The 23,946-nt window shown below is 56.3% G+C and carries 23 protein-coding genes; 15 read left to right on the forward strand and 8 right to left on the reverse strand.

Annotation, left to right across the window (positions count from 1 at the left end):
• Positions 1 to 2 precede the first annotated feature (2 nt).
• The 3 genes from ACOVRA_RS14600 to ACOVRA_RS14610 form a co-directional block, all read right to left on the reverse strand.
• Entirely contained in the window at positions 3 to 752 is a 750-nt protein-coding gene (locus tag ACOVRA_RS14600; protein WP_421720939.1) for a hypothetical protein, read from the reverse strand.
• A 3-nt stretch (positions 753 to 755) separates the two neighbouring features.
• Positions 756 to 1,862 carry a toxic anion resistance protein gene (locus ACOVRA_RS14605; protein WP_421720940.1) on the reverse strand — a complete coding sequence of 369 codons (1,107 nt, stop codon included), beginning with the start codon at positions 1,860 to 1,862 and terminating at the stop codon, positions 756 to 758.
• A 208-nt stretch (positions 1,863 to 2,070) separates the two neighbouring features.
• Positions 2,071 to 3,183: a hypothetical protein gene (locus ACOVRA_RS14610; protein ID WP_421720941.1), complete on the reverse strand. Its 1,113-nt coding sequence runs from the start codon at positions 3,181 to 3,183 to the stop codon at positions 2,071 to 2,073.
• A gap of 324 nt (positions 3,184 to 3,507) precedes the next feature.
• Here ACOVRA_RS14610 and ACOVRA_RS14615 point away from each other — a divergent pair, with 324 nt between their 5' ends.
• The 4 genes from ACOVRA_RS14615 (at position 3,508) to ACOVRA_RS14630 (ending at position 9,028) form a co-directional block, all read left to right on the forward strand.
• Positions 3,508 to 4,980: a TolC family outer membrane protein gene (locus ACOVRA_RS14615; protein WP_421720942.1), complete on the forward strand. Its 1,473-nt coding sequence runs from the start codon at positions 3,508 to 3,510 to the stop codon at positions 4,978 to 4,980.
• 55 nt (positions 4,981 to 5,035) lie between these two features.
• The gene (locus tag ACOVRA_RS14620; RefSeq protein WP_421720943.1) at positions 5,036 to 6,124 is read left to right on the forward strand and encodes an EAL domain-containing protein; all 1,089 of its coding nucleotides are present in this window, start codon (positions 5,036 to 5,038) and stop codon (positions 6,122 to 6,124) included.
• Between the two features lie 129 nt (positions 6,125 to 6,253).
• Positions 6,254 to 7,933: an acyl-CoA dehydrogenase family protein gene (locus ACOVRA_RS14625; RefSeq protein ID WP_421720944.1), complete on the forward strand. Its 1,680-nt coding sequence runs from the start codon at positions 6,254 to 6,256 to the stop codon at positions 7,931 to 7,933.
• 279 nt (positions 7,934 to 8,212) lie between these two features.
• A complete protein-coding gene (locus ACOVRA_RS14630) occupies positions 8,213 to 9,028 on the forward strand; it encodes an Abi family protein (protein WP_421720945.1) in 816 nt (271 codons plus the stop codon).
• Between the two features lie 6 nt (positions 9,029 to 9,034).
• On the opposite strand, the gene ACOVRA_RS14635 is transcribed toward ACOVRA_RS14630, so the two are convergent.
• Positions 9,035 to 9,598 (reverse strand): GcrA family cell cycle regulator, encoded by a 564-nt coding sequence (locus ACOVRA_RS14635; RefSeq protein ID WP_290806267.1) that lies wholly within the window; start codon positions 9,596 to 9,598, stop codon positions 9,035 to 9,037.
• A 244-nt stretch (positions 9,599 to 9,842) separates the two neighbouring features.
• Here ACOVRA_RS14635 and ACOVRA_RS14640 point away from each other — a divergent pair, with 244 nt between their 5' ends.
• The 6 genes from ACOVRA_RS14640 to ACOVRA_RS14665 all read left to right on the forward strand — a co-directional run bounded on the left by ACOVRA_RS14640 (position 9,843) and on the right by ACOVRA_RS14665 (position 16,151).
• Entirely contained in the window at positions 9,843 to 10,472 is a 630-nt protein-coding gene (locus ACOVRA_RS14640; protein WP_290806270.1) for a histidine phosphotransferase family protein, read from the forward strand.
• Between the two features lie 110 nt (positions 10,473 to 10,582).
• Positions 10,583 to 13,312 (forward strand): hybrid sensor histidine kinase/response regulator, encoded by a 2,730-nt coding sequence (locus ACOVRA_RS14645; protein WP_421720946.1) that lies wholly within the window; start codon positions 10,583 to 10,585, stop codon positions 13,310 to 13,312.
• Complete coding sequence (locus ACOVRA_RS14650) at positions 13,309 to 13,791, forward strand: chemotaxis protein CheW (protein WP_290806276.1); 483 nt, start codon at positions 13,309 to 13,311, stop codon at positions 13,789 to 13,791. The genes ACOVRA_RS14645 and ACOVRA_RS14650 overlap by 4 nt, the downstream gene beginning before the upstream one ends.
• A 16-nt stretch (positions 13,792 to 13,807) precedes the next feature.
• Entirely contained in the window at positions 13,808 to 14,182 is a 375-nt protein-coding gene (locus ACOVRA_RS14655; RefSeq protein ID WP_290806279.1) for a response regulator, read from the forward strand.
• Positions 14,179 to 15,318, forward strand: a complete 1,140-nt coding sequence (locus tag ACOVRA_RS14660; RefSeq protein ID WP_421720947.1) for a protein-glutamate methylesterase/protein-glutamine glutaminase — start codon at positions 14,179 to 14,181, stop codon at positions 15,316 to 15,318. The genes ACOVRA_RS14655 and ACOVRA_RS14660 overlap by 4 nt, the downstream gene beginning before the upstream one ends.
• Positions 15,315 to 16,151, forward strand: a complete 837-nt coding sequence (locus tag ACOVRA_RS14665) for a CheR family methyltransferase (RefSeq protein ID WP_290806285.1) — start codon at positions 15,315 to 15,317, stop codon at positions 16,149 to 16,151. The genes ACOVRA_RS14660 and ACOVRA_RS14665 overlap by 4 nt, the downstream gene beginning before the upstream one ends.
• Before the next feature lie 13 nt (positions 16,152 to 16,164).
• Here ACOVRA_RS14665 and ACOVRA_RS14670 read toward each other — a convergent pair whose 3' ends face one another.
• Entirely contained in the window at positions 16,165 to 17,970 is a 1,806-nt protein-coding gene (locus ACOVRA_RS14670) for an acyl-CoA dehydrogenase (protein WP_421720948.1), read from the reverse strand.
• Between the two features lie 188 nt (positions 17,971 to 18,158).
• Between ACOVRA_RS14670 and ACOVRA_RS14675 the strand changes: the two genes are divergently transcribed.
• From ACOVRA_RS14675 to ACOVRA_RS14685, 3 genes are read left to right on the forward strand one after another with little or no spacing between them, the layout of a single operon-like run.
• Positions 18,159 to 18,797 carry a YceI family protein gene (locus ACOVRA_RS14675; protein WP_290806291.1) on the forward strand — a complete coding sequence of 213 codons (639 nt, stop codon included), beginning with the start codon at positions 18,159 to 18,161 and terminating at the stop codon, positions 18,795 to 18,797.
• A gap of 3 nt (positions 18,798 to 18,800) precedes the next feature.
• Positions 18,801 to 19,385: a cytochrome b gene (locus ACOVRA_RS14680; protein WP_421720949.1), complete on the forward strand. Its 585-nt coding sequence runs from the start codon at positions 18,801 to 18,803 to the stop codon at positions 19,383 to 19,385.
• Between the two features lie 17 nt (positions 19,386 to 19,402).
• A complete protein-coding gene (locus tag ACOVRA_RS14685) occupies positions 19,403 to 20,014 on the forward strand; it encodes a YceI family protein (RefSeq protein WP_421720950.1) in 612 nt (203 codons plus the stop codon).
• 62 nt (positions 20,015 to 20,076) lie between these two features.
• On the opposite strand, the gene ACOVRA_RS14690 is transcribed toward ACOVRA_RS14685, so the two are convergent.
• Positions 20,077 to 20,562, reverse strand: a complete 486-nt coding sequence (locus ACOVRA_RS14690) for an SgcJ/EcaC family oxidoreductase (RefSeq protein ID WP_421720951.1) — start codon at positions 20,560 to 20,562, stop codon at positions 20,077 to 20,079.
• Positions 20,563 to 20,727: 165 nt separating this feature from the next.
• Here ACOVRA_RS14690 and ACOVRA_RS14695 point away from each other — a divergent pair, with 165 nt between their 5' ends.
• Positions 20,728 to 21,669: an L-threonylcarbamoyladenylate synthase gene (locus ACOVRA_RS14695; protein ID WP_421720952.1), complete on the forward strand. Its 942-nt coding sequence runs from the start codon at positions 20,728 to 20,730 to the stop codon at positions 21,667 to 21,669.
• 84 nt (positions 21,670 to 21,753) lie between these two features.
• The gene (locus tag ACOVRA_RS14700; RefSeq protein WP_421720953.1) at positions 21,754 to 22,959 is read left to right on the forward strand and encodes a pyridoxal phosphate-dependent aminotransferase; all 1,206 of its coding nucleotides are present in this window, start codon (positions 21,754 to 21,756) and stop codon (positions 22,957 to 22,959) included.
• Positions 22,960 to 22,998: 39 nt separating this feature from the next.
• On the opposite strand, the gene ACOVRA_RS14705 is transcribed toward ACOVRA_RS14700, so the two are convergent.
• Together ACOVRA_RS14705 and ACOVRA_RS14710 are read right to left on the reverse strand one after the other, a co-directional pair.
• On the reverse strand, positions 22,999 to 23,400 hold the full coding sequence (locus ACOVRA_RS14705; protein WP_421720955.1) for a retropepsin-like aspartic protease: 402 nt from the start codon (positions 23,398 to 23,400) through the stop codon (positions 22,999 to 23,001).
• Positions 23,401 to 23,426: 26 nt separating this feature from the next.
• Positions 23,427 to 23,654 carry a hypothetical protein gene (locus ACOVRA_RS14710; protein ID WP_421720954.1) on the reverse strand — a complete coding sequence of 76 codons (228 nt, stop codon included), beginning with the start codon at positions 23,652 to 23,654 and terminating at the stop codon, positions 23,427 to 23,429.
• Positions 23,655 to 23,946 lie beyond the last annotated feature (292 nt).

Consider the following 23,946-nt stretch of genomic DNA (forward strand, 5'->3'; position numbering starts at 1 on the left):
TCTTAGCCCTTTGTCTTGTGGGCGAATTCGTCGTCTAGGGATTGATCGAGCAGGCGCATATCAATCTCGAGGCTGCGGGCATCATGGCCGCGTAGTCGACTGGCGAAGTCAGTATAGGCAAGATCGAGCTTGCCAATCATGGTATCAATTTCAGCCAAGCGCGTGGGATCTGCGCCACCTGCCACCGCGCCACGCGCGCCCAAAAGATCGGCGGTTGCGGGCAGATAATAGGTGAAAAGACGCTGGACATCGGACAGTTTCGACGGGTCGTGTCGGAGACCCATTTCGACTTCCTTCACGCGTGCGACCATATTGCGCAAGCGCGCGCCGAGTTCACCCTCCGCCACACCGGCTGCAGCCTCTAGCCGCACCAGCGAAGGTTTGGCATCGGCAATCACGGCTTGATGCAGCTTAGGCGGTGCTTCAGGTTCGGGCAAAGCCTCGCCATTGGCCCGAGCCCGCGCCGCAGCTTCAGATTCGCCGCCCTGACGACGCGGCCGACCATCCTCGTCCTCATCGAAATAATCATCGGTACCGTCGTAACCCCACAAATCATCCACGGTGTCACGCTTGCCACCAAAGAAGCCAAGCGAGCCACCAGCGGCAAAGAACAGGCCGAAACCTACCCACGGATTGAAGTTACAAATGGCCCAGATGAAGAACCAGAACGCAATCACACCGAAGGATTGAGGCGACCGGATGCGAACGGCGAACTCCTCTTTCATCCAGTCTTTCGAGCGGCGACGGGACATGAATTAGGTCACGCGCCCTTGCACCAAAGCTTGCCGCAATTCTTGGGTCATTTCATCCATGCGCTTTTCGACCATGGCGCGCTTCTGACGGCCTTCCTCTTGCGTCGAAAGAACCCCTGAGATCGTGTCGATCAAGTCGCGATTGGCTTGTTCCAAGGTTTCCAAGTCCACGATCCCGCGCTGAGATTGCTCTTCAATCGCGATGGCTTGCTCTTTCATCATCGAGGACGTTTGGCGCAGCATCTCATTGGTGGCATCGGTCACAGCCTTTTGCATGGCCAATGCGTCTTCTTGGCGGCGCAGCCCCAAGAGCAGCACCATCTTCTGCTTCCACAAGGGGATGGTCAGGCGGGTTGAAGCCTGCAAGCTTTCGACCAAGGTCTCATCGCCGGCTTGCACAATGCGGATTTGCGGCAATTGTTGAATGCCGATCTGGCGGGCCTGCCTCAGATAGAAGATGCGCTTTTCCAAGCGCTCCATCGCTTGCTGGGCGTCACGATAGGCTTGCGCCTCAATCAGGCCGTCGCCCGTCAGCAAGGCTTCGTCTGCAATGGTCTTCAACTCTGGCAAGCGCGTGGCTTTGATCTCGGCAGCAAAAGCCTCGCCTGCTTCAATATAGGCGCTGAGTTGGGCGATGGAGGCGGCTGTCTGCTCATGCAGATCGTCCATCACCGCAATGTCGCGGCGAAGGCCGTCTTTGCGCTTTTCCAATTGAATGCCGATGGAATCAATCTGGCTGGCAACGTCTTCAAACTTGCCTTTGAATTTTTCGATCTCGGCTTTAGCACCACCAAACAATTTGCCGAAGAAGCCCTTCTTCTGCATGGCCGCGGGATCAAGGCCCTTGGCTTTGGCGATGATGTCGGTCAACAGGCGACCGGTGTCGCCCAATTCGCGGTTCTGCGTCTGAGCCAGAATTCGGTCGGCATAAGCGACGACATTACGCTGTGCATTATCGCCGAATGTGGCGATTGAGGCCCGGTCGTCTAGAGATAACTGGCCGCGAATCCGGGTTAAATCCTTGGACTCAACCTTGATCTCAGGCAGCACGGCTTCTGCCGACACCGTATCGACGACAGGTGTTTTGGTGGCATTTGCATCATCACTCATTGGCCTAAAGCCTCCCCATCAACCTTGGTCTGCACAATTCGCCCATCGGGTTGAGACCCGCTTATTTAAGAGCATTGCCTTGCTTTCGCACTAGGCAAGCGGAATTTTTGCAGTTCCGATTATCGCAATGAACTTAAAGGGTGCTGAATTGATGCCGAAAAGCGCATGGTGTCCCATCAAATAGCAGCCGAAGATAGCACAGGGCGGCCTATGACCGGCTGAGTTGCAGGGGTTGGCTAAGGCCTTCAACGACCCGCCCATCCAACCCCAGCAGGGTGCGCTTGCGATCACCTTGCCGTTTTAGGCCCCAATCAAAGAAGATCGAAGCTGCGGCAACCGCGGCTGCCAAAGGCTTAGGCTCAACCACGTTGCGCCGCGACGAAGTCGGGTTTCCAATTAGCCCGCCAAATGTGCTCGACCGAGCAGGCAGACTTAAGGCGATAAGGCCGCAGCCCGGCAATGCTTGTGGCATTGCCCCTTGAGGACCCGCTAAAAGTGCCAAGGCCCCGCCATCGGGCACGCCATTCACAATCCGTGCATTGTCTTCTAGTGGGGTCGGTGAAAGCACGAAGGCTGCCATAACGCGCCCGTCGCGCGTGTTCGCCACTTCTGAATTGCTTGACCCCCAACCTGCTAGGCTAAGCGCCATCCACGCCCCTTCTCCATGGCCAGCCACGCCGACACGCGACGCATCCACGCGATTGGCGCGGGGGCCCAAAACTTGGGCTGCCTCAGACGACATATCGATCAAGAAACGGGCTTCAGCAAGATTTGGTGGGCGTAATTGCGGGGAATTGGCGATCAATTTTGTGCCGTCGCCGGCCTTCAGCGCGACCGCCCGCGAATCATCCAACGCAATCACGAAATAGCCGCTAGCAGCCAATGCACCGATCAAGGGATCATACATGGCACCTTTACACCCTGCATCCGGGCAGAAGATGATCAGCGGCATGCGGTCAAACACGGTCACCGGATACGCGATACGGGTATGACACATATTGCCATCCGGCGCGCGGATCGAAAAGTCACGCATGCGGGCGGCAACCACGCCGGTAGAGGCTTCATAGACGATCTCAAAGCTATCCCGACCCCGATTGAGCCAGGTCATCGGATTGAAACCGCGTTCGGTATTCTTTGGTGTGCCCCGTGACTGCGACCAAGCAGAGCTTGCGCCAAAGCTTGAGAGGCCTGCTGCGCAGACACCGGGCCAAACTAAGCCGCGCATCATATCCCGTCGCCGGAGGCTACAGGATGTGTATTCAGCGGCCGTTTCGCCTGTGCTCTTGGACGTAATCGTGTTCAAAGTCTCATCGTCCATCATGGATCTCAATCTGCCCTCTGTAGACGTAACAACGTCGGCTCGCTTTGTTTCCACAAGCCATTTTGACCTAACACAGGCCCATTGTGTGGCCACTCTGGTCAACTGGTCAATTGCCATCTAGCCAAACGCGTGATTTTGCGCTCAATTAGTTGTGAACAAGACGAGAGGGCCAATCAACCAACCGACAATTGTCAACTGAATAAGGTTAAAGCATGACAAGATTCAAAGTCATGCTAAGTCCACTCTGCAAGGCACAAAAATCAGCCGCGTGTGCTCCCTCCCCCGCCACACTCTGTGGTGCACAGAAGCAAAGATGCTCGAACCATGACCAAAAAAAGAAACGCCATCCGCTACAGTCTATCGCTTGCCATTTTGGCCGCCATCTCGACCCCGGCCGCCGCCCAGACGCTGCCAGAGGCCGTCACCATGGCGCTGCAAACCAATCCCGGCCTTGAAAGTCAGCGCGCCAACTTGCGCGCGCTTGGCCAGAGGCGGGTGCAAGCAGTTGCTCAAAGACGCATGCAAATTGGCGGTGAGGCCACTTATGGCCAGCAGGAATCCTGGACCCGGTCCATCAGTTCAACCGGTGTGATCTCCAGCCGTCTGGCCTCAGACACGACCCCAACGACTTACGGCATTTCCGCGTCACAGCCGATTTGGCTCGCTGGCCGGGTAAAGGCCGCGATGAGCCTCGCTGAAGCTCAGATCGCCCAAGCCGATGCACGTTTGGCTGGCAGTGAATTGGCTGTCATGCGCGATGTGGTCATCGCCTATGCCGATCTGCGTCGAGACTTGCGCGCGGTGGAAATTCGCCGCCAGAACCTGGCCGCCCTTAACCGTCAGCTAGAAGCGGTGCGTGTGCGCTTTGATGTTGGCGATGTCACCAAGACCGATGTCGCCCAAGTCGAAGCCCGCCAAGCGGCGAGCAAGACGGCGCTAGCCGCTGCCGAAGCGGCAGTCGACGCTAGCCGGTCCGCGATTGAGCGGTTGATTGGGCAAGCGCCCACCGATCTGACACCGGAGATCAAAGAAGTGGTCGGCCCTGCCAGCCTCGATCAAGCGCTCGTATTAGCGCGGGCGAACAATCCAGACCTTGCCGCCATCCGCTTGGGCGAGACAATCGCGATGGCCGGGGCCAAAGTGATTGAGGCAGAAAACCGGCCCAAGATCACCATTCAAGCCAGCCAAGCTTGGGCTGTGGATTCAAACTTTGACGGCAATCGAAGCGGCAACACGGCCGTCACCGCACGGCTGTCGGTACCCATCTTCACAGGTGGTCTCGCCAGTTCGCGGATAACTGAGGCTTTGGGCAATGCTAATGCCGCCCGCTTCTCAGCCGTCGACGGCGAACGGCAAATTTCTGAACGAACGACCAATGCTTGGCACCAAGCCCGTGTGGCCCGTATCGCAGTTAGCGCTTCCGCTGAGCAGGTCAAAGCCGCCCAGATTGCCTTTGAAGGGGCAGAACTTGAACAATCGGTTGGGCTCCGGACGACCCTCGATGTGCTGATTCAGCAGCAGGAATTGTTAGAGGCTCAATTGGCGCAAGCCCGGGCCGTGCATGACTTGCAAGCGGCCACCATTGCTCTATCGGCCATCACCGGCATTTTGAAACCCTCAGACCTAGAGGCTACCAGTGCGAGCGTTAAAAAGACTGGGCTTCCTTGGCTAACACCGCCTGAAGTGCCGTTGGCAGCGGTCGAAACAGCCTTGAGCATCGTGCCACTCCCGAGCCAAGTTTCGGTGAAAGCAGCGGAACGTGCGGGTGGCCGGCCAAAGCCTGCAGCCAAGCGCTAGCGACGATCGGGGGGCAAATTAGGACTTCTCTTTTCAGGGAAAACAGGTCAGAGGTATGCGGATGGTCCACTCGATCCACCCTGAACCCTTGCTTGATGCCACCGTCAGTCCGGCTGAAGATGCGCTTAGCCTGCTGCATGCAACGGCCTGCAAGATTGACGAAATGGGCGGCTTGTCGTGGGTAGACCCTGTCAAAGCGGCGGTTTTTCTACAAGTGGATCGACCGCCCGCCCATTTTGATGAACTCGATTTAGCGGTCGAAGGTGCAGCTTTCCAAGCACTGCGTCGCGGTCATCCCGTGACGATCCGCCGCCCCAGCAATTTGGAAGTCATCGCCAATGTTGCGCACCAGATCATTGTGTTCCGCGAGATCATGGCCCTTGCTCCGGAATATGTCCCGCCTATCCCGCGGGCTGCCAATGATCCTGAAACGATGATGCTGAAGTCGGCTTTGGCAGATAACCGTATGTGCCTATTCCGTCAGCCCATCATCTCAACAGCCGATAATCAAGTCGTGCGGTGGGAGTGTTTATCGCGCCTCATCCAAGTTGATGGGCGGGTTGTCGCGCCAATCGACTTTATCCCCGCAGCAGAGCGTGCTGGCTTGGTTGGGGAATTGGATATCGAAACCCTGAACCTCGCTTTGAGTGCCTTGACGCGCGAAGATACGATCAAGTTGGCAATCAATGTGTCGGCAGGCACGATTGCGGATTCGTCAGCTTGTCGCGATTATCTCGACATTCTGAGCTACAATCAGGCTATCTCTGACCGACTAACTGTCGAGATCACAGAGTCGATTGCGATCCATGATTTGGATGCCGCCGCGAGATTTGGGCACTCTGTTCGCGCGGCGGGTGCCCGCCTGGCTTTGGATGATTTTGGCGAAGGCCACACATCGTTCCGCTCGATCCGCGCCCTCCCCCTCGATGAGATCAAGATCGACGGCGCTTATGTGAAGAACATTGAATCGCGAGAAGATAGTCGCGCTTTTGTGGTTGCAATTGATCAGCTTGCCCGTGGCCTCGGCATGGAAACCGTGGCTGAACGTGTGGAAACAGCGGAAGAGGCCGAAGCCCTGCGTGAGATTGGCGTGATCGGCCAGCAGGGTTATTTTTACGGCAGACCGCGCTCTTCTGGAAAATGATATCCCCATTTTGGGGATGTAAGCTCTCAAATTAGAAAAATACTGCGCAGACAGGGCTAAAATTAGCCTTTGCCTTCTGCCGCGCGTGCGCTATGTCATGCTGCATATGCGAAATCAGAGAGTCTCACCATGAACGCTTCCACGCCAACGCTCGCCCTGGACCTATCCCCTCAGACCGTTCCTGCCTTGTTGGGTGATAGTGCGGCAGCCTTATCGCCCATTAAGACGGCGGCATTGGCCTTTGTGCGCAAGCGCGTGGCCCCCACTGGCAAGATTGACCGGAAGCTGATCGACCAAGAGCAGCACATCGTGCATGGGCTTGCTTGGGTCGCGACCTATGTTGAGACCCTGCGCGAAGTGGCCAATTGGGCTGTGAAACTCCAAGAGGAAGGTTTGTTTGGCGAAACAGAATCCGCCCTCTCCTGCCTCTTATTCTCCAGCTATCTGGGTGACCTAAAGGGCGGGATTTCCATGAACCAGGGCGAAACCATTCGCCCCGCCGAATTGGGCCTTGAAGCCATTGTGGAAGAGGCCTTGTCTGGCCCAGCTAGTGCTGCGCTGTTGGCGGCCGCAACGCAAGAACTCAAAACCCGCACCGCCGACCTAGTCGCCCAAGCCCAAGGCAAGGGCACGATTGAAGTCACAGGTCTGGACGAAACCTATGAAATGGTGCGCGACACCTTCCGCCGCTTTGGCCAAGAAAAAGTCGCCCCCTTTGCGCACGGCTGGCACTTGCGCGACGAATTGATCCCGATGTCCGTACTGACAGAGATGGCCGATCTGGGCGTCTTTGGCCTGACCATCCCGGAAGAGTTTGGCGGATCTGGCATGGGCAAGACCGCCATGTGTGTCGTCTCGGAAGAATTGTCACGCGCCTATATTGGTGTGGGTTCACTTGGCACCCGCTCGGAGATCGCAGCAGAACTTATTCTGACGGGCGGCACAGATGACCAGAAAAACTACTGGTTGCCTCGGATTGCTTCGGCGGAGACCCTGCCGACCGCTGTTTTCACAGAGCCGAATACCGGTTCAGACCTTGGCGCTTTGCGCACGCGTGGCGAAAACAAGGGCAGCCATTGGGAAATCACCGGTAATAAAACCTGGATCACACACGCGGCGCGTGCCGACATGATGACCCTGCTGGCCCGCACCAAGCCTGAGACGGATAATTTCTCCGGCCTGTCGATGTTTTTGGCTCCCAAGCCACGTGGAACCGATGAAACGCCCTTCCCCGCAGACGGCATGACGGGCGGCGAGATTGAGGTTTTGGGCTATCGCGGCATGAAGGAATATGAGTTGGGCTTTGACGCGTTCAAAGTTCCAGCTGAGAACCTGTTGGGTGGCGTTGAAGGCATGGGCTTCAAGCATTTGATGGCCACTTTTGAAAGCGCGCGCATCCAAACCGCCGCACGCGCCATCGGCGTGGCGCAAAACGCCCTTGATCTGGGCCTTAGCTATGCGCTCGACCGGCAACAATTCGGGGCTGCGATCTTTGTGTTCCCGCGTGTGCACAATAAGCTGGTGCAGATGGCAGCAGAAATCTTGGGCGCGCGGCAATTGACCTATTTTGCGGCCCGTCAAAAGGATGAAGACAAGCGCTGTGACTTGGAAGCCGGCATGGCGAAACTTCTGGCAGCTCGCGTGGCTTGGGCTGCGGCCGACAACGCTCTGCAAATCCATGGCGGCAACGGCTTTGCGCTGGAATATCCCGTCAGCCGCGTGTTGGCAGACGCACGCATCCTCAACATCTTTGAAGGGGCCGGCGAAATCCAAGCCCAGGTCATCGCGCGTCGCCTACTCGAAGAGTAAGCGCCACCACCCATTTTTGAGAAAAAAGCCGCGTCCTCTTGTGAGGGCACGGCTTTTTTGTTGGTTTCTGAGAAGAAATGTGCATTAAATCTCGACGTCTCCTTTGGCGCGTACTGAGTATCGCCCTTCTGGGAGACAAACCAAAGTGCGTATGAAAATCAAAAAAGGCACCCGTGAAGGTGCCTTTTCTAAGTGAGAAGTCGAGCATCCGTTGCGCCGAAGCGACTGCCGATGTGGGTCCCGACTTTGCACCTTTAGATATAGGATTCTGAACGCACTATGTCAAGAGAAGTGACGATCAAAGAAATTGACCATCTTGCGAATTTCATTTCAGCAGAACGGCTTGATAAACTCCTCAGACTGACTGGGGATTTGGAAGTTGCCATTCAAATCCATCAAGACACACTGGCGTTGAACAGTCAGCTCATCAAGATTGTTGCAACGATCGAGATCGCTTTGCGAAACACGATTTACACGAACATCATGCGTCATTTTGAAGCTGCCAATTGGCTGCAGCAGCCCCCAGTTACGCTGACCTTAGGAGACGGCGATCGCAAAAAGATCATCATGGCACTCGATAGTGCTAAACGATCAGAATACGCGAAGAAGAGCCAAGCTGAGAAAGCGGTCCTGAAGGCCAAAGTCTTTCCCAACGGCAAGCCTAAAGACATCAAGCCATTTAAGTACGTACAAAAGAAGCGAGAGAATATTCCCGTTTCAGACGGCAAAATCATTGCCGAGCTTACGTTCGCGTTCTGGAAGCGCCTGTATTCAGCTGAATATGAGCATCAACTTTGGCGCACAACACTAAAGCGGACATTTCCGAACAAAAATCTAAAGCGTGCGCAGGTGTCCGCACAGCTCGAAATCGTCTATCAAATGCGTAATCGACTTGCCCACCATGAACCGGTAGTCGGGGACCGTTTTCATAAGCTTATCGGTGCAATTGAGTTCGTGCTGCAAGAGCTGAATACCAAGGCGTCACGTCCACCGCATCCTTTGGAAAAATTGCTTGCTGCAGATGTGCAACAAGCAATCAATCTTCAGTCTACCTTGGAAACAACACTCGCGCCTTATCGGATGAAGGCCAACTAACTTGACTTAGAAGTTAGCCAAACGCGCCAGACGGCGGACTTCGGACGCTGCTCGATCTTCCTTATTGCCACCTTGGCGACGGCTGAGGGCGGGCTGGAACGCGATAGCCGCATGTTCGGTGCAATAGACCGCACCGGAACTGCATTGCGCACCGCAGAAGCCAAAGTCTGGGTCACCGGGGTCGCCGATGGGCCATTTGCACATATTGGTGCCCAATTGCAGCACACCAATCAGATCGCCGCGCTTTTGTGGCGGGGTAACTGGCTTTGCCACCGGTTTTACGATGGGCGCGGGTGCTGCTGGGGCCAAGGCCTTAACCGCGGACTCCACTTTGGATGCCACATGCGGCGGCACGACCAAAACCGGACGCGGACGCGCGGTTGGCACCGGAATGCGCTTGATCGGACGCGAAGGTGCAGCCCGACCCGCCAAACCCAAGCGATGGACCTTGCCAATGACGGCATTGCGGGTCACACCGCCCAATTGCTTGGCGATCTGACTGGCCGAAAGCCCATCTGTCCACAACTTCTTGAGTAGGGTGACGCGATCATCCGTCCAGCCGTTGGTCATGAATATCCCCATATCTTGTGCCCAGCCTTGAAGGCCAGCTAATTGAGTGCCCACCCATAGTAGCTTCACGACTTATTAACACAAGTGCTAGTGATAGGGTTTTCCACAAATATGGGCTCCCCTCTACATGTTGATAACACCAGATGTTGTAGGTGGCATTTTGGGGGCTATTCGCGATTTTTCGCCAGCTAATGCGCTCTTCTGACCGCTTCGCTCCGAATCGGGGCAGAGAGGGCGCATGCTTATGGATGCCTCAACCCTCGTCGCTCTCATTTCCTCACGGATTTGTCATGATCTCGTGTCGCCCATCTCCGCCTTAACGACGGCGTTGGATATTCTCGACGATGACCACGGTGCAGACATGCGCGAGCAGGCGATGGATTTGATCCGGACGTCTGCTGGCCAAGCTGCTGTGAAGCTTGAGTTCATGCGCGCTACCTTCGGCGCTGGCACCACTGGTGTTGGCACGGCTGATCTGGGCGAGCTGCGCGAATTGTCCAAGCGGTTTGTAGAAAGCCAGAAGCCACAATTGGTTTGGACGCTAGAGGTTCAATCCGCCCCGCGGGCAGCGGCCAGAATCCTGATGAATTTGATCCTTGTTGGCCTCGATTGCCTGCCGCGTGGCGGCCAATTGGAAGTTACGGGCGGGCAAGAAGACGATAAATTGACCCTAAATGTTATTGCGACCGGGCCGCGAGCAACTCTGAAGCCATCTGTGCGCGCAGGCTTGGCAGGTGAAATGCCTGAGGGTGGCTTTGATGGCCGCTCTGTCCAACCTTATTTGGCCTTTATTACAGCTTCTGGGGCCCGCGCCGAACTCGCCGCTCGTGAAAGCGAAGAACGTGTTGAACTTATTGTTCGCATAGCCGCATAAATACTGCACTTTTGCTCAAAATTTAGTCCTGTCTTAACCGTCCGCCGTCATTGTGTGCAGATGATTGGCGTGAAGCGTCAGATACAACGCGTCGGCAAAGGGCTGGACTTATGGATGAACTACTGGGCGAATTCATAACTGAGACAAATGAATTCCTAGAAACCGTCGATACTCAGCTTGTTGTTTTTGAAGCGGATCCGACCGATGGCGATACCCTGAATAGTATCTTCCGGTTGGTACATACCATCAAAGGCACGTGCGGCTTTTTGGGTCTGCCCCGCTTACAATTTGTTGCCCATGCCGGTGAAACGCTTTTAGGCAAATTTCGCGACGGAACTTTGGTTGCGACCCCGGACCAAGTACAATTGGTTCTTGAAAGCATCGACCGCATCAAAGAAATTTTGGCAGAACTGGAAGCAACCGGTTCTGAACCTGAAGGCGATGACAGCGCTTTGATTGGCGCCCTGGAACTAGCGGCTGAAGGTCATCCAGCCCCCAGCGTGCCCGCAGCTGTCGTGGAAGTTGCAGCACCAGAGCCCGTTGCAGCCCCAGTCGTTGAAGCCGCCCCCGCCGCCTCAACCGGGCTACGGTGGGATCCAGATTTGGGCCGCGAATTGCGCCCCGGCGAAGTTTCGTTGGCCGAATTGGAAGCGGCCTTCATGTCGGCAACGCCAGATGATGAGGTTGAGCCCGTTGCGAGCGTGGCCGCAGCACCTGTTGCTGACGCCCCTGTCGCCATTGAGCCCCCTGCACCGGCTGTAGAGCGCCGTGCCGCACCTGAAATGCGCGCGATCAAAGAAGATGAAGACGATGCGGCCGCCAAAGGTGGCGCGGTTTCGTCCAACCAGACCATTCGCGTCAATGTCGAAGTGCTCGAAACCTTGATGACCATGGTTTCCGAACTGGTGCTGACCCGCAACCAGCTGATGCAAATGGTGCGCAATACCACCGACAGCGAGTTTAAGGGACCGTTGCAGCGCCTGTCCGCCGTCACCGCTGAATTGCAAGATAGCGTCATGAAGACGCGCATGCAGCCGATTGGCTCGGCGTGGAAGAAGCTGCCCCGTATTGTGCGCGATGCCGCGCGCGACCTGAATAAGAAGATCGATCTGATCATGGATGGCGAGGCGACCGAACTGGATCGTCAAGTCTTGGAATTAATCAAGGACCCCCTGACCCACATGATCCGCAATTCTTGCGACCATGGTCTGGAGGCCCCAGCAGCTCGGGTTGCGGCTGGGAAGTCCGAAATGGGCTCGATCCGCCTAAACGCCTATCATGAAGGCGGTCATATCGTCATTGAAGTCTCCGACGACGGAGCTGGTCTGTCGACAGCACGCATCCGCGACAAAGCCATTAAGAATGGCTTGGTCAGTGAAGAGCTGGCGTGGACCATGTCTGACTCCCAGATCCATCGCTTCATCTTTGCCCCCGGCTTCTCGACTGCCGCCGCAGTTACCAGCATTTCTGGCCGTGGCGTCGGTATGGATGTGGTGCGTACCAATATCGAACTGATTGGCGGCACCATCGATCTGCAATCGACCGAAGGGCGCGGCACCAAGTTCTTCATCAAAATCCCGCTGACTTTGGCGATTGTGTCGGCTCTTGTTGTCGGCTCACGCCAACAACGCTTCGCCATCCCGCAATTGTCGATTGTGGAACTGGTGGGTGCGGGTGGTGCGTCTGAGCACAAGGTTGAAGTTCTCAATTCTGCACGCGTCCTGCGCTTGCGCGACCGCTTGTTGCCATTGGTGGATCTGTCTGAAGTTTTGGGCGTGCCACCGCTCGATCCGATTGCTTACGAGACGAGCTCTGCCTTTGTTGTGGTGATGCAGCATTCGGGTCAATTGTTTGGCGTGGTTGTCGATGAAGTTTTCGACACTGAAGAAATTGTGGTGAAACCATTGTCCAAGGCTTTGGGCGATGTAGGCACTTTCTCAGGCGCAACCATTTTGGGCGATGGCTCGGTCATCATGATCATCGACCCAGGTGCCGTCTATCGCCGCGTCGGCCAAGCCGAGGAAGTTGTTGAAGAAGCTGTTGAGGCCGTTCAGAAAAAGCGCGGTCAGCGCCCTGAAACCACCTCGATGATCGTGTTCCAAGCCGGAGGCGAACAGCCCAAGGCCGTACCGCTTTCCTTGGTGACGCGCCTTGAGGAATTGGACGCAACCAGCTTCGAGCAAGGCGATGGCCGCACTTTGGTGCAATATCGTGGCGAGCTGATGCCGATTGTCGCCGCAGACCCCTATGCCCCGATCGCCACTACTGGCGTCCAGCCCGTTTTGGTCTTTACCTATAATGGACTGGCGGCAGGTATGGCTGTCGATAAGATTGTCGACATCGTCGACGAGGCACTCGACATTGAATTGGCTGCAGAACGTCCAGGCCTGTTGGGTGTTGCTGTCCTCAAAGGCAAAGCCACCGAAGTTCTCGACGTCAGCCATTATCTGAGCCTTGCCTTGACGAATTGGGACGATCCAGGCGTCAATAAGCCAGCCAAGCATATCGTCTTGGTAGAACGCAACCCATTCTTCCGCAATTTGTTGTCGCCGCTCTTGCGCGCTGCGGGCTATGAAGTTGAAGCTGTGGATACGGTTTCTGCCGCTCTGGTCTGCGCTGAATACCGCAAGCCTTCTGCTGTGCTGACCGACATTGATGTCGATGTTGCCTCCGCAAGGCGCTTGTTGAGCGATGATCGCCTCGCCGGCACCAGTATTGTGGCGCTGTCTGGCTCCCCTGATGCCGATGCGACAGGCTTTGCCTCACTGGTTCGCAAGTCCGACCGCGATAGCCTGATTGCCGCTGTCGAAAACGCCGCCAAATTGGAGATCGCAGCATGACCGCCCTCGCAACGCGCCAAGAAAGCGAATTGGCCTTAGCCAAGGCTGGGACCAAGGAATTTGTGACCGTCCATGTCGCCGACCAATTGTTCGGTGTCGAAGTGATCGACATCCAAGATGTGTTCTCACTCAAAGGCTTAACACCTGTCCCGGGCGCACGGGCAGAGATTGCCGGCGTCCTTAATCTGCGGGGCCGGATCGTTACCGCAATTGACGCACGCTGCCGTTTGGGCCTGCCGGCCCGCCCGCAAGGCTTTGCTGGCATGATGGCTGTAGGCGTTGAATATCAGGGCGAAGCCTATGGAATCCTTGTGGATTCAGTCGGCGAAGTTCTGCGCCTATCGGACTCTGACTTTGAGCCCAACCCTGTGAATTTAAACCCGAATTGGAAGGACGTCAGCCAAGGTGTTTATCGCTTGGAAGGCCGCCTTTTGATGACGTTGAACATTGACCAACTCCTCTGCGTCGCCACTGCCTGAAACAGGAAATAAGATCATGAAGACTTGCCTTGTTGTCGATGATAGCCGCGTTATCCGTAAAGTCGCGCGCCGTATTCTAGAAGATTTATCCTTCCGCGTTGAAGAAGCCGGCGACGGATCAGAAGCTTTGTCCTTCTGCCGCAGCTCCATGCCAGACGCGATTTTGCTGGATTGGAACATGCCCGTGATGAATGGCATCGATTTCTTGCGTCACTTGCGCGCCGATCCAGGCGGTGACCGGCCTGTCGTGGTGTTTTGCACCACCGAAAACGACATCACCGCTATCGCCCAAGCCATTGAATCTGGGGCGAATGAGTACATCATGAAGCCGTTTGACAGCGAAATTGTGCAATCCAAATTTGCTGAAGTTGGTTTGGTATCGCCCGTATGAGTCTGTCCCCCGCCCACCCTCTGACGAGCCAAGCGCCCGCGCGTAAAATCCGCGTGCTGGTTGTTGACGACTCCGCGGTTATTCGCGGTCTCGTGACCCGCTGGCTGTCTGGGGAAGCAGATATTGAAATTGTTGGTGCCGCCGTCAACGGCAAGGATGGCGTAGATCACGCCGAGAAATATAAACCTGACCTCATCATTCTCGACATCGAGATGCCAGTGATGGATGGGGTCACGGCACTTCCGGCGATCCGCAAAGTCGCGCCGAATGCCCGAGTAATTATGGCGTCGACGCTGACCCAGCGTGGGGCAGAAGTCACTATCAAGGCGCTGGCCGCTGGGGCTTCCGACTATATTCCCAAGCCCGATGCGAGCCAATTGGCAGGCGCTGCCGACTATAAGCGCGAGCTCTTGGCAAAGGTCAGGAGTTTGGGTGCGCGGGCTGTTTCGGCTTCCAACTTAAGCCAAACCTATAGTTCAGCGGTCTCTGGTTCGTCTGCTGCACGCGCGGCTGCAACAGCCGGCCCAACGCTGCGTGCCGTCACCCACAAACTCATTCCAGAAGCCATTTTCATCGGCTCTTCCACCGGTGGCCCAGAGGCTTTGCGTGAAGTGATCGAAGGTCTAGCCGGCAAACTCCGTGTGCCTGTTTTCATCACCCAACACATGCCACCGATGTTCACGAAAATTTTGGCGGATCATTTGACCAAGCAGACCAAGGCTTCGGTCGTTGAAGCCAGTGATGGCATGCAAGCCCTACCCGGGGTCTTCTATATTGCGCCGGGTGATCGCCATATGATCATCAGTCGCAATTTGAGCGTCACCCGCATCACTTTGAGCGACGCCCCACCGGAAAACTTCTGCCGCCCCGCGGTAGATCCGATGTTCCGGTCTGCGGCTGAGACTTATGGCGAGAAAGCCTTGGCGGTAATTCTGACCGGCATGGGTCAAGATGGCTTGCTTGGGGCAAAGCCCCTCGTAACCAAGGGCGCACAATTAATTGCCCAAGACGAAGAAACCAGCGTTGTCTGGGGGATGCCCGGCGCGGTTGCCCGTGCAGGTCTCGCGACAGCCTGTAAGCCTATTCAACAGATTGCTCCGGCGATCTTGAATGTTATGCGTGGAGTAAGTGTATGAAGCCCGCCGATTTTGAGTTTGTATCGACCATGGTGCGGGAACGTTCAGGCTTAGTCCTGTCAGCCGACAAGACCTATTTGGTTGAGAGCCGCTTGGCCCCGATTGCCCGCAAGGATGGCTTTGCCTCGATCGATGATCTGATCAGCGCGATCCGCGTCCGTCGCGACGCCAAACTCATTGAATCGGTTGTGGATGCCATGACCACCAATGAAACCTTCTTCTTCCGCGACAAGACGCCTTTTGACATTTTCGAGCAGTCGATCTTGCCAGAACTGGTGGCGCGCAAGCGTGGCGGTACCATCAAAGTGTGGTGCGCAGCAGCCTCGACTGGTCAAGAGCCCTATTCTTTGGCCATGATTGCGGAAGCCTTGGGTCCGAAGTTGGGTGGCTGCAAGCTAGAGATTTTGGGAACCGACATCTCAGAGCGTTGCTTGGAAAAGGCCAAGGCTGGCATCTATACCCAGTTTGAAGTCCAGCGCGGTCTGCCGGTGCAAATGCTGTTGAAGCATTTCAAAAAAGAAGGCGATGCGTGGAAGATTGACGACCGCCTGAAAACCAACATCCGCTATCGCACTATGAATTTGCTCGACGACTTCCGCGCGCTCGGCAAGTTCGACGTTATCTTCTGCCGCAACGTGTTGATTTATTTTGACATGCCAACCAAGAAGATGGTGCTGGAGCGTATGGCCCAACAAGTTGAAGGGGCTGGCTATCTGCTGCTAGGTGCGGCTGAAACCGTTCTTGGTGTAACCGATAGCTTTAAGCCTGTAGCAGGCAGCCGCGGTCTTTATGTGCAAGACCCCAGCAAACTGGCGGCTAAAGCTGCGGCTTAATCAGCCCATCAGATCAGCCAGCCAAAGCGTCCATCTCTGGCTCAAACAAGACGTCCGAACCCGCAGTGACCGAGGCCAATAGGCCCGGCACTTGCGCCAGCACGTTTTCGGCAAAGAAGCCTGCCAGCGAGATACGCGCCGTCATATAGGCGGCATCACCCGACTTGGCTTTGAGATGGCCCAAGGCGGCCAGTGCCCCCTTGGCCAAGGTCCAGCCGCCAGTGACATCGCCGGCGAGCTTTAAGAAGGGCGTCGCACCCGCCAACGCATCGCGCTTGGCATTGCCGGATTGGGCGCGGATCAGCCAATTGGCCGCGTCTGAGAAGATATCGACCGCTTCGCTAAGGCGCTTGCCGATCCATTTAACCTGCTCATTACCGGCTTGCTCGCAGGCCAGAGCCGTCGCGCGCATCTCTTCGATCAAAGCGGCAATGGGCGCACCGCCATCCATCGTCAGCTTGCGGCTAACCAAATCAATCGCTTGAATACCATTGGTGCCCTCATAGATCGCGGCAATTCGGGCATCGCGATAGAATTGGGCTGCACCCCCTTCTTCCACAAAACCCATGCCGCCATGGATTTGTACGCCGAGTGACGCCACTTCCACGCCCATATCGGTCGACCAGCCCTTGGCGATTGGCGTCAGTAATTCTTCGCGCGCTTTCGCGATTTTGCGGGCTTCAGGGGTTGGCGCATGTTCGGATACATCCGACGCCAGTGCCGTCATGTGACAAATCGAGCGGGCCGCAGAGACCTTGGCTTTCATCGTCATCAACATGCGGCGCACATCGGCATGGTGGAAAATTGGGCTGGGGCCAGCCTCAGTCCAGCCCTCTGCTCGGCCCTGCTTGCGGTCCATCGCGTACTCATAGGCCTTTTGAAACGCAGCATCGGCAACCGCAACGCCTTGCAGGCCGACGTTCAGGCGTGCTGAGTTCATCATGGTGAACATATAGGTCAAGCCTTTATTGGGCTCGCCAATGATCCAACCAATTGCTCCACCCGTGTCGCCATAGGACATGGTACAAGTGGGCGAAGCGTGGATGCCCATCTTATGCTCAAGGCCGATACAGCGCACATCATTGTGCACCCCGGGCTTACCCTCTACGTCCGGGATAAACTTTGGCACGAGGAAGAGCGAGATGCCCTTCACACCAGCAGGCGCATCAGGCAAGCGTGCCAGCACCAGATGGACGATGTTCTCGGCCATCTCATGCTCACCCCAAGTGATATAAATCTTTTGGCCGAAAATCTTATAGGTGCCATCGTCGTGGGGTACCGCACGGCTGGTCAGCGCACCCACGTCAGAGCCTGCTTGCGGCTCGGTCAAATTCATCGTGCCCGACCATTGGCCTGTCACCAGCTTAGGCAGATACAGCGCCTGTTGTTCAGGCGTGCCGTGGGCCGCAAGGGCTTCTACCGCGCCCAAAGTTAGCATCGGGCAGAGGCCGAAGCTCATGTTTGCGGCATGCACCATCTCATGCACGGCTAAGGCCACGCCTTTGGGCAGACCCATGCCGCCAATCGCTGGATCAAACGGCACCGAGAGCCACGCGCCTTCGACAAATTGTTGATAGGCTTCGGCAAAGCCTTCGGGCGAGACCACGGTGCCATCGGCCTGAAGCTGGGTACCTGCGCGGTCACCTGGTGCGTTTAACGGGGCCAAGACATCGCTAGCCAATTTACCCGCTTCAACCAAAATCTGCTCAACCAGATCCGCGCTCGCATCCACAAACAGGCCTTGTTCGCGCAAGGCAGACAGCCCTGCAATCTCTTCCAAAGAAAAGCGGATATCGCGGACGGGGGCGGCATAGGTCATGGAACTTTTTCCCAGAGGCAGTTGTTTGTGACAAGGTGACGAACTTCATCAATCCAAGCAACGGACTGTTTCAGATATTTTGGGTTTTGCTACTCGGCAAGTCTGCCGATACCGTCTATCTAATGCAGTGTCAGACGGTTTGCCATGATGCAAGCTGACCAAGACAATCAGCTAAAAGGACATTTGACATGCGTCGCACTTTTATTCTCGCTCTAGCAGCCCCGGCAACTTTGATTGCGTTTGCCGCCATGACGGCTACCGCCGCCACCCCTGCAGCAGATGCTGCCAAAGCCGCCAATCTGGCTGCCCAGCCAGCAGGCGTGTACGAAGTTGAACCAACCCATACGTCGGTCCACTGGCGCCTCGATCACAGCGGACTGTCGACCTATACGGCCCGCTTTGACAAGATTTCGGGCACAATCAATTTCAACCCACAAAACCCAACCGCATCGAGCGCCGACATCACGATTGATGCCACCTCGGTCAATACTGGCCTGCCCAAGTTTGACGCTGAAATCGCCAAGCAAGTCTTCAAGGCCGAAGCCAACCCCACCATCACCTTCAAGTCGACCAAACTGACTTCTACGTCGGCTACCACCGGCACGATGACGGGCGACCTCACCGTTGCGGGCGTGACCAAGCCTGTAACTTTGAACGTGACCTATAACACCGGTCGTAAGAGCCCGTTCCGAGGTGTCCAAAATGTAGGCTTCTCGGCTACCGGTTCGATTAAGCGGTCCGAGTGGGGCATGAATAACTGGATTAATTTTGGAATTGGTGATCAAGTAGACCTGATCATCGAAACTGAGTTTTTGAAAAAGGACTAAAACATGACGGGCGAGACTTGGTCAGGGGCTAAAGAAAGCCAATCCTACACAACAGTAGCCATCCTGTTGCACTGGGTGATCGCTGCGGCAATCCTGGTTCAAATCCTGGGTGGCTGGGCGATGGAAGACCTCAAAGGCCCTGAAAAGTTTGAGGCCTTTCAAGTGCACAAAAGTGCTGGCCTGACCATTCTCTTGCTCTCGCTGTTTCGCCTGTTCTGGCGGCTGGCAAATCCCCCTCCCCCACTGCCGGAAGGCATGAAGGCGTGGGAAGTTGCCGCCGCCAAGTTCACCCATTTTGCCCTTTATGCCCTGATGATTGGCATTCCACTGGGCGGTTGGGTGATCATCTCCACCTCGCCTTACAACATCGCGACCCATTGGTGGGGCCTGTTTGAGTGGCCTCGTCTTCCCCTCGCCGATCTGCCCTTCCGGAAAGAGCTGAATGGCATAGCCAAGGCTGGCCATAGTGCGGCAGCTTGGGGCGTTATCGTCTTGTTTGTCATCCATGTCGGCGCGGCCTTGAAACATATGTTCATGGATGACGATGATGTCATGACCCGCATGCTCCCCTTCATGCGGCCAAAATAAGATAAGGAATCAAACCTATGCTAAAGGTCCTCACGGTCGCCAGTCTGGCGCTCGCAGCCTTGACTACACCCCTAAATCTGGCAGATGCCCAGACCGCCAAGAAAGCCCCTGCTGGGAAACTTGCCGCGCCCGCGGCGGGTTGGACGATTGATGCACGACAGAGCCGAATTGCCTTTTCGACCAAATGGGCGGGCAATGGGGTCAATGGCACGTTCCGCCAGTGGTCGGGCGATATTAAGTTCGATCCCAACAATCTGGCTGGCAGCCAAGCTGTGATCACGATCATGACAGGTAGCGCTTTGACGGGCGTGAAGGAGCCTGACGACAATCTAGCCACGTCAGACTGGTTTGACGCCCGCAAATTCCCCACCGCCCGCTATGTCACCCAGTCAATCCGGTCACTAGGGCCAGGCCGGTATGTCGCCGATGGTGTTCTGACGGTCAAAGGCATGAATTATCGTGTGCCTTTGCCCTTCACCGTCGCCATTTCAGGCAATGTCGCCACCATGACCGGCCAAGTAAAACTCGACCGTATAGCCATGAAACTTGGCCTTGAATCGGACGCAGGCGCAGAATGGGTGGCGCGGGAAACCATCGTGAACATCGCTGTCCGCGCCACGCGGAAATAGTCACAAAAAAGGCTGGAGCCCTAAAGCTCCAGCCTGATTGTATCGAGCTGTCGAAACCAAACTTACTTGGTTGGTTCTGGCATCATCGACGAATGCAAGTGGTAGATTTTCCAAGCGCCATCTTCCAGCTTGTAGATGAAGGAATAGCGCGCCTTCACGACGGTGACGGCCTTGGTGTCTGGGTTGGTCAAAGCCACATCCCAAGTGCCCAAACGGGTTGCGATGTTGCAGCCCACTTGCACGGAGCTGGTTTGGATGGTCCCAACTGGGCTGTTCTTCAAGAAGCCAACGAAATAGTCGTTGATGGCTTCAGGCGTCGTGCGTGGGGTGTTGGAGACGGTTGCCAACAGGACGGCGTCCTTTGCGAACAAAGGGGTCACTTTGGCTGGGTCTTTGGTGGCCCAAGCCGCGTTGAATTGTGAGAACAAGCCTTCAACTTGGGCTGGGGTCGCCGCAGTGCACTTCATTTTGTTGCCGCCAGCGTGCGCAGGAGCTGCTGCAAGCGCGACCACGGACGTGAGGGCTGCTAGGTAAGCGATACTTTTCATGTTGACGACCTCCATTTAGTGCTGTCGGGGTGCATATGTCGGTGCCGTGCAGACGTCACAAGGTCGGTTTAGTCAAGTTGATGGGAGCGTTACCATTTCGTGAACGAAAAAGTGTCGCTGCAGCCGCATTTTGACTTTTAGGCCCAAGCTGTCACAGGTCACGCCATGGATCAGACGCTTTTGGAACCTGCGACTTCAGCCGCCGCCGCCCTTGTGCGCGGTGACTTGGTGGGCCTGCCGACTGAGACCGTCTATGGCCTAGGCGCGGATGCGACAAATGCCGAAGCCGTCGCCAAGATTTTTGCCGCCAAGGGTCGGCCGCATTTCAATCCGCTGATCTCTCATGTCGCCAGCCTTGAAGCGGCAGAAGCGCTCGGGGTGTTTTCGCCCTTGGCGCGGAAGTTGGCCGAAGCCTTTTGGCCAGGCCCATTAAGCCTTGTCGTGCCGCGCCAACCTGATTGCATCGTTTGTGACTTGGCATGCGCTGGGCTGGATACGATAGCCTTGCGCGTGCCTGCCCATCCCTTGATGCAGCACGTGCTGCGCGCCTTTGGCAAGCCGGTGGCGGCGCCTTCTGCCAATGTATCGGGCAGACCTTCGCCCACAATTGCGGCGCACGTTCGCGAGGAATTTGGCGATAAGCTGGCGCTCGTGCTCGATGGTGGACCCAGTGCCGTTGGGCTGGAAAGTGCGGTGGTCGCGGTGTCTGGCGATCAAGCGACACTTCTGCGCCTCGGCGGCCTCAGTCGGGAAGCCTTGGAAGCCGTTGCTGGCCCGCTTTTATCCCCCGACGCTTCAGCTAAGGCAGCCCCTGCATCCCCCGGCATGGTGCTGCGCCATTATGCCCCGCGCGCGCCGGTGCGCTTGAACGCTTCAAGCGCTGAAGCCACCGAAGTGATGATTGCTTTTGGTCCGGGCTATGAAGGGGCAGAGTTCAACCTGTCACCTTCTGGCGATCTCACCGAAGCCGCAGCCCAATTGTTTGCCATGTTGCGGGCAGCAGACGCCCTGAACCCAACCGCCATTGTCATAACGCCCATACCTGAAACTGGGTTGGGCGAAGCCATTGCTGACAGGCTAGCCCGCGCTGCAGAGCGCTCATGCTGAAAAGACGCACCGCTTGCCCTTGCACGCACCGCGCAGCGCCGTAAAAGAGGCCAGCCTTTCTGCCCATCCACAGGATGTTTCCCAATGACCCCGTTCAAGTCTGCCGCCCTTTCCCGCATCAAGCCATCGCCCACCATGGCAGTGACCCAGAAGGAGCGTGAGTTAAAAGCGGCAGGGCGCGACACCATTGGCCTAGGTGCTGGCGAACCAGACTTTGACACGCCCGATAACATCAAAGAAGCCGCCATCGCCGCGATCCGCGGCGGCAAGACGAAATATACCAATGTCGACGGTATTCCGGAGCTGAAGGCTGCAATCTGCGCCAAGTTCAAGCGCGAGAACAATCTGACCTATACGCCAGAGCAAGTCAGCGTCGCACCAGGTGGCAAGCCCATCATCTATAACGCCTTCATGGCCACCCTAAACCCCGGCGATGAAGTGATCGTGCCCGCGCCCTATTGGGTGAGCTATCCTGACATTGTCCATCTGACGGGGGCGACACCGGTGATCGTGGAAGCCACCGCCGAAGAAGGCTTCCGCCTGTCGGCTGAAAAGCTGGAAGCGGCCATCACGCCAGCCACCAAATGGCTGATCCTGAACTCCCCCTCCAACCCAACCGGTGCTGCCTATAGCGCTGCCCATCTGCGCGCTTTGGCTGACGTTTTGTTGCGCCACCCGCATGTGATGATCCTGACCGACGATATGTATGAGCATTTGCTCTATGACGGGTTTGAGTTTGCCACCATCGCCGCAGTTGAGCCTGCACTTTATGACCGCACGTTGACGATGAATGGTGTCTCGAAAGCCTATGCCATGACGGGCTGGCGCATTGGCTATGCGGCTGGCCCTGTGTGGTTGATCAAGGGCATGGCTGGCATCATGAGCCAATCGACTTCTAACCCGACGTCGATCAGCCAATATGCCGCGGTTGAAGCGCTGAATGGCCCTCAAGACTTTTTGCCCACCCGCAATAAGGTCTTCCAAGATCGCCGCGATCTGGTTGTCTCCATGCTCAATCAAGCCTCCGGCCTGTCGTGCCCAAAGCCTGAAGGTGCTTTTTACGTTTACCCTTCCTGCGCCGCCTTGATCGGTAAGAGCACGCCATCGGGCGTGGTGATTGCCAATGATGAGGATTTCGCGCGCGAGCTTCTGGAAGCTGAAGGCGTGGCCGTGGTGCATGGCGCTGCCTTTGGCGGCAGCCCTGCTTTCCGCATCTCCTATGCGACGTCGACCGAGACACTGGAAGAAGCCTGCCGCCGCATCCAACGCTTCTGCGCGGGTTTGAAGTAGGTTTACTTGGGCGCGTGCCGTACAAAGGCTTCTTGGACATCAAAGGGACAAGCGGAACTCTCGCGCGGGACCGTCCATCGTAAAAACTAAATGCTGAAGGAAGTTTCGACCCAGCAGAGGTGTTTGCTCATCGCTGCCGCCCTGTATGGCAATGACTTGACAGATGTCCCCAAAAATCAGTGCGGGAACAAACAATCGCGCCAAGAAAACTCTGCCCATCACACTGCCACCTGCGACATCGACGGTGCGGCGGTCTTGATATGGCAAGTTTAGTATGCGCGCCATCGCCATCGTGATGCACGTCGAGCTGGCGCCAGTGTCAATCAGCGCTTCTCGTTGAATAACCAAATTGGACATTGAACTATCGTTGGGATGACAAAAGCAAATGTCGATATAGGGCCGTCCAAGGACGATTTCCCGCCTAGGCGGCGACGGTAACATATTAGACACGCTGATCCTTTGAAAAATCAGTGCCGTACAAACAATAGGGGCAAAAATGGCGGTTCAGCACTCACATCGCGAACCAGATACTGATTGGATGGCAAACGGCCATTAGCCCAGTTATAAGCTGCCTCAAAACTGGCAAACCAACCTTCGACCTGCCCACCAAAGAACACAACAATTGGGTTTGCCGATGTTGGCGGTCTTGGCGGATTGGCTTCAAACGCCTTGATTTCGGCTTCTAGCGGGTCCATCCAGAATTGCTCATCCAACGCATTTAACAGGCGGTAAGTTTGCCCGATTGGCGAGATCGGTCAAGTTCAATTTACAAAATGACACATAGGCGAGGCGACGGCCACACGCACTGCCTCACGAAAGCCCCCCGTCAAACTTCCCTTCCTCTCCTGATCAGGCTAAGAGCGGCCATGGCTGAAACGCTCTCGCTCTTTGCTACGCGGCTTTATCGCGCCCCCATCGGCGGGCGTACATCAGATGACTTGCGCCAAGATTTGGCCGAAGCCTGCGACATGCTGGAGCAAGAGGATG

It is taken from the genome of Aquidulcibacter sp. (assembly GCF_049239865.1).
GTDB lineage: Bacteria > Pseudomonadota > Alphaproteobacteria > Caulobacterales > Aquidulcibacteraceae > Aquidulcibacter.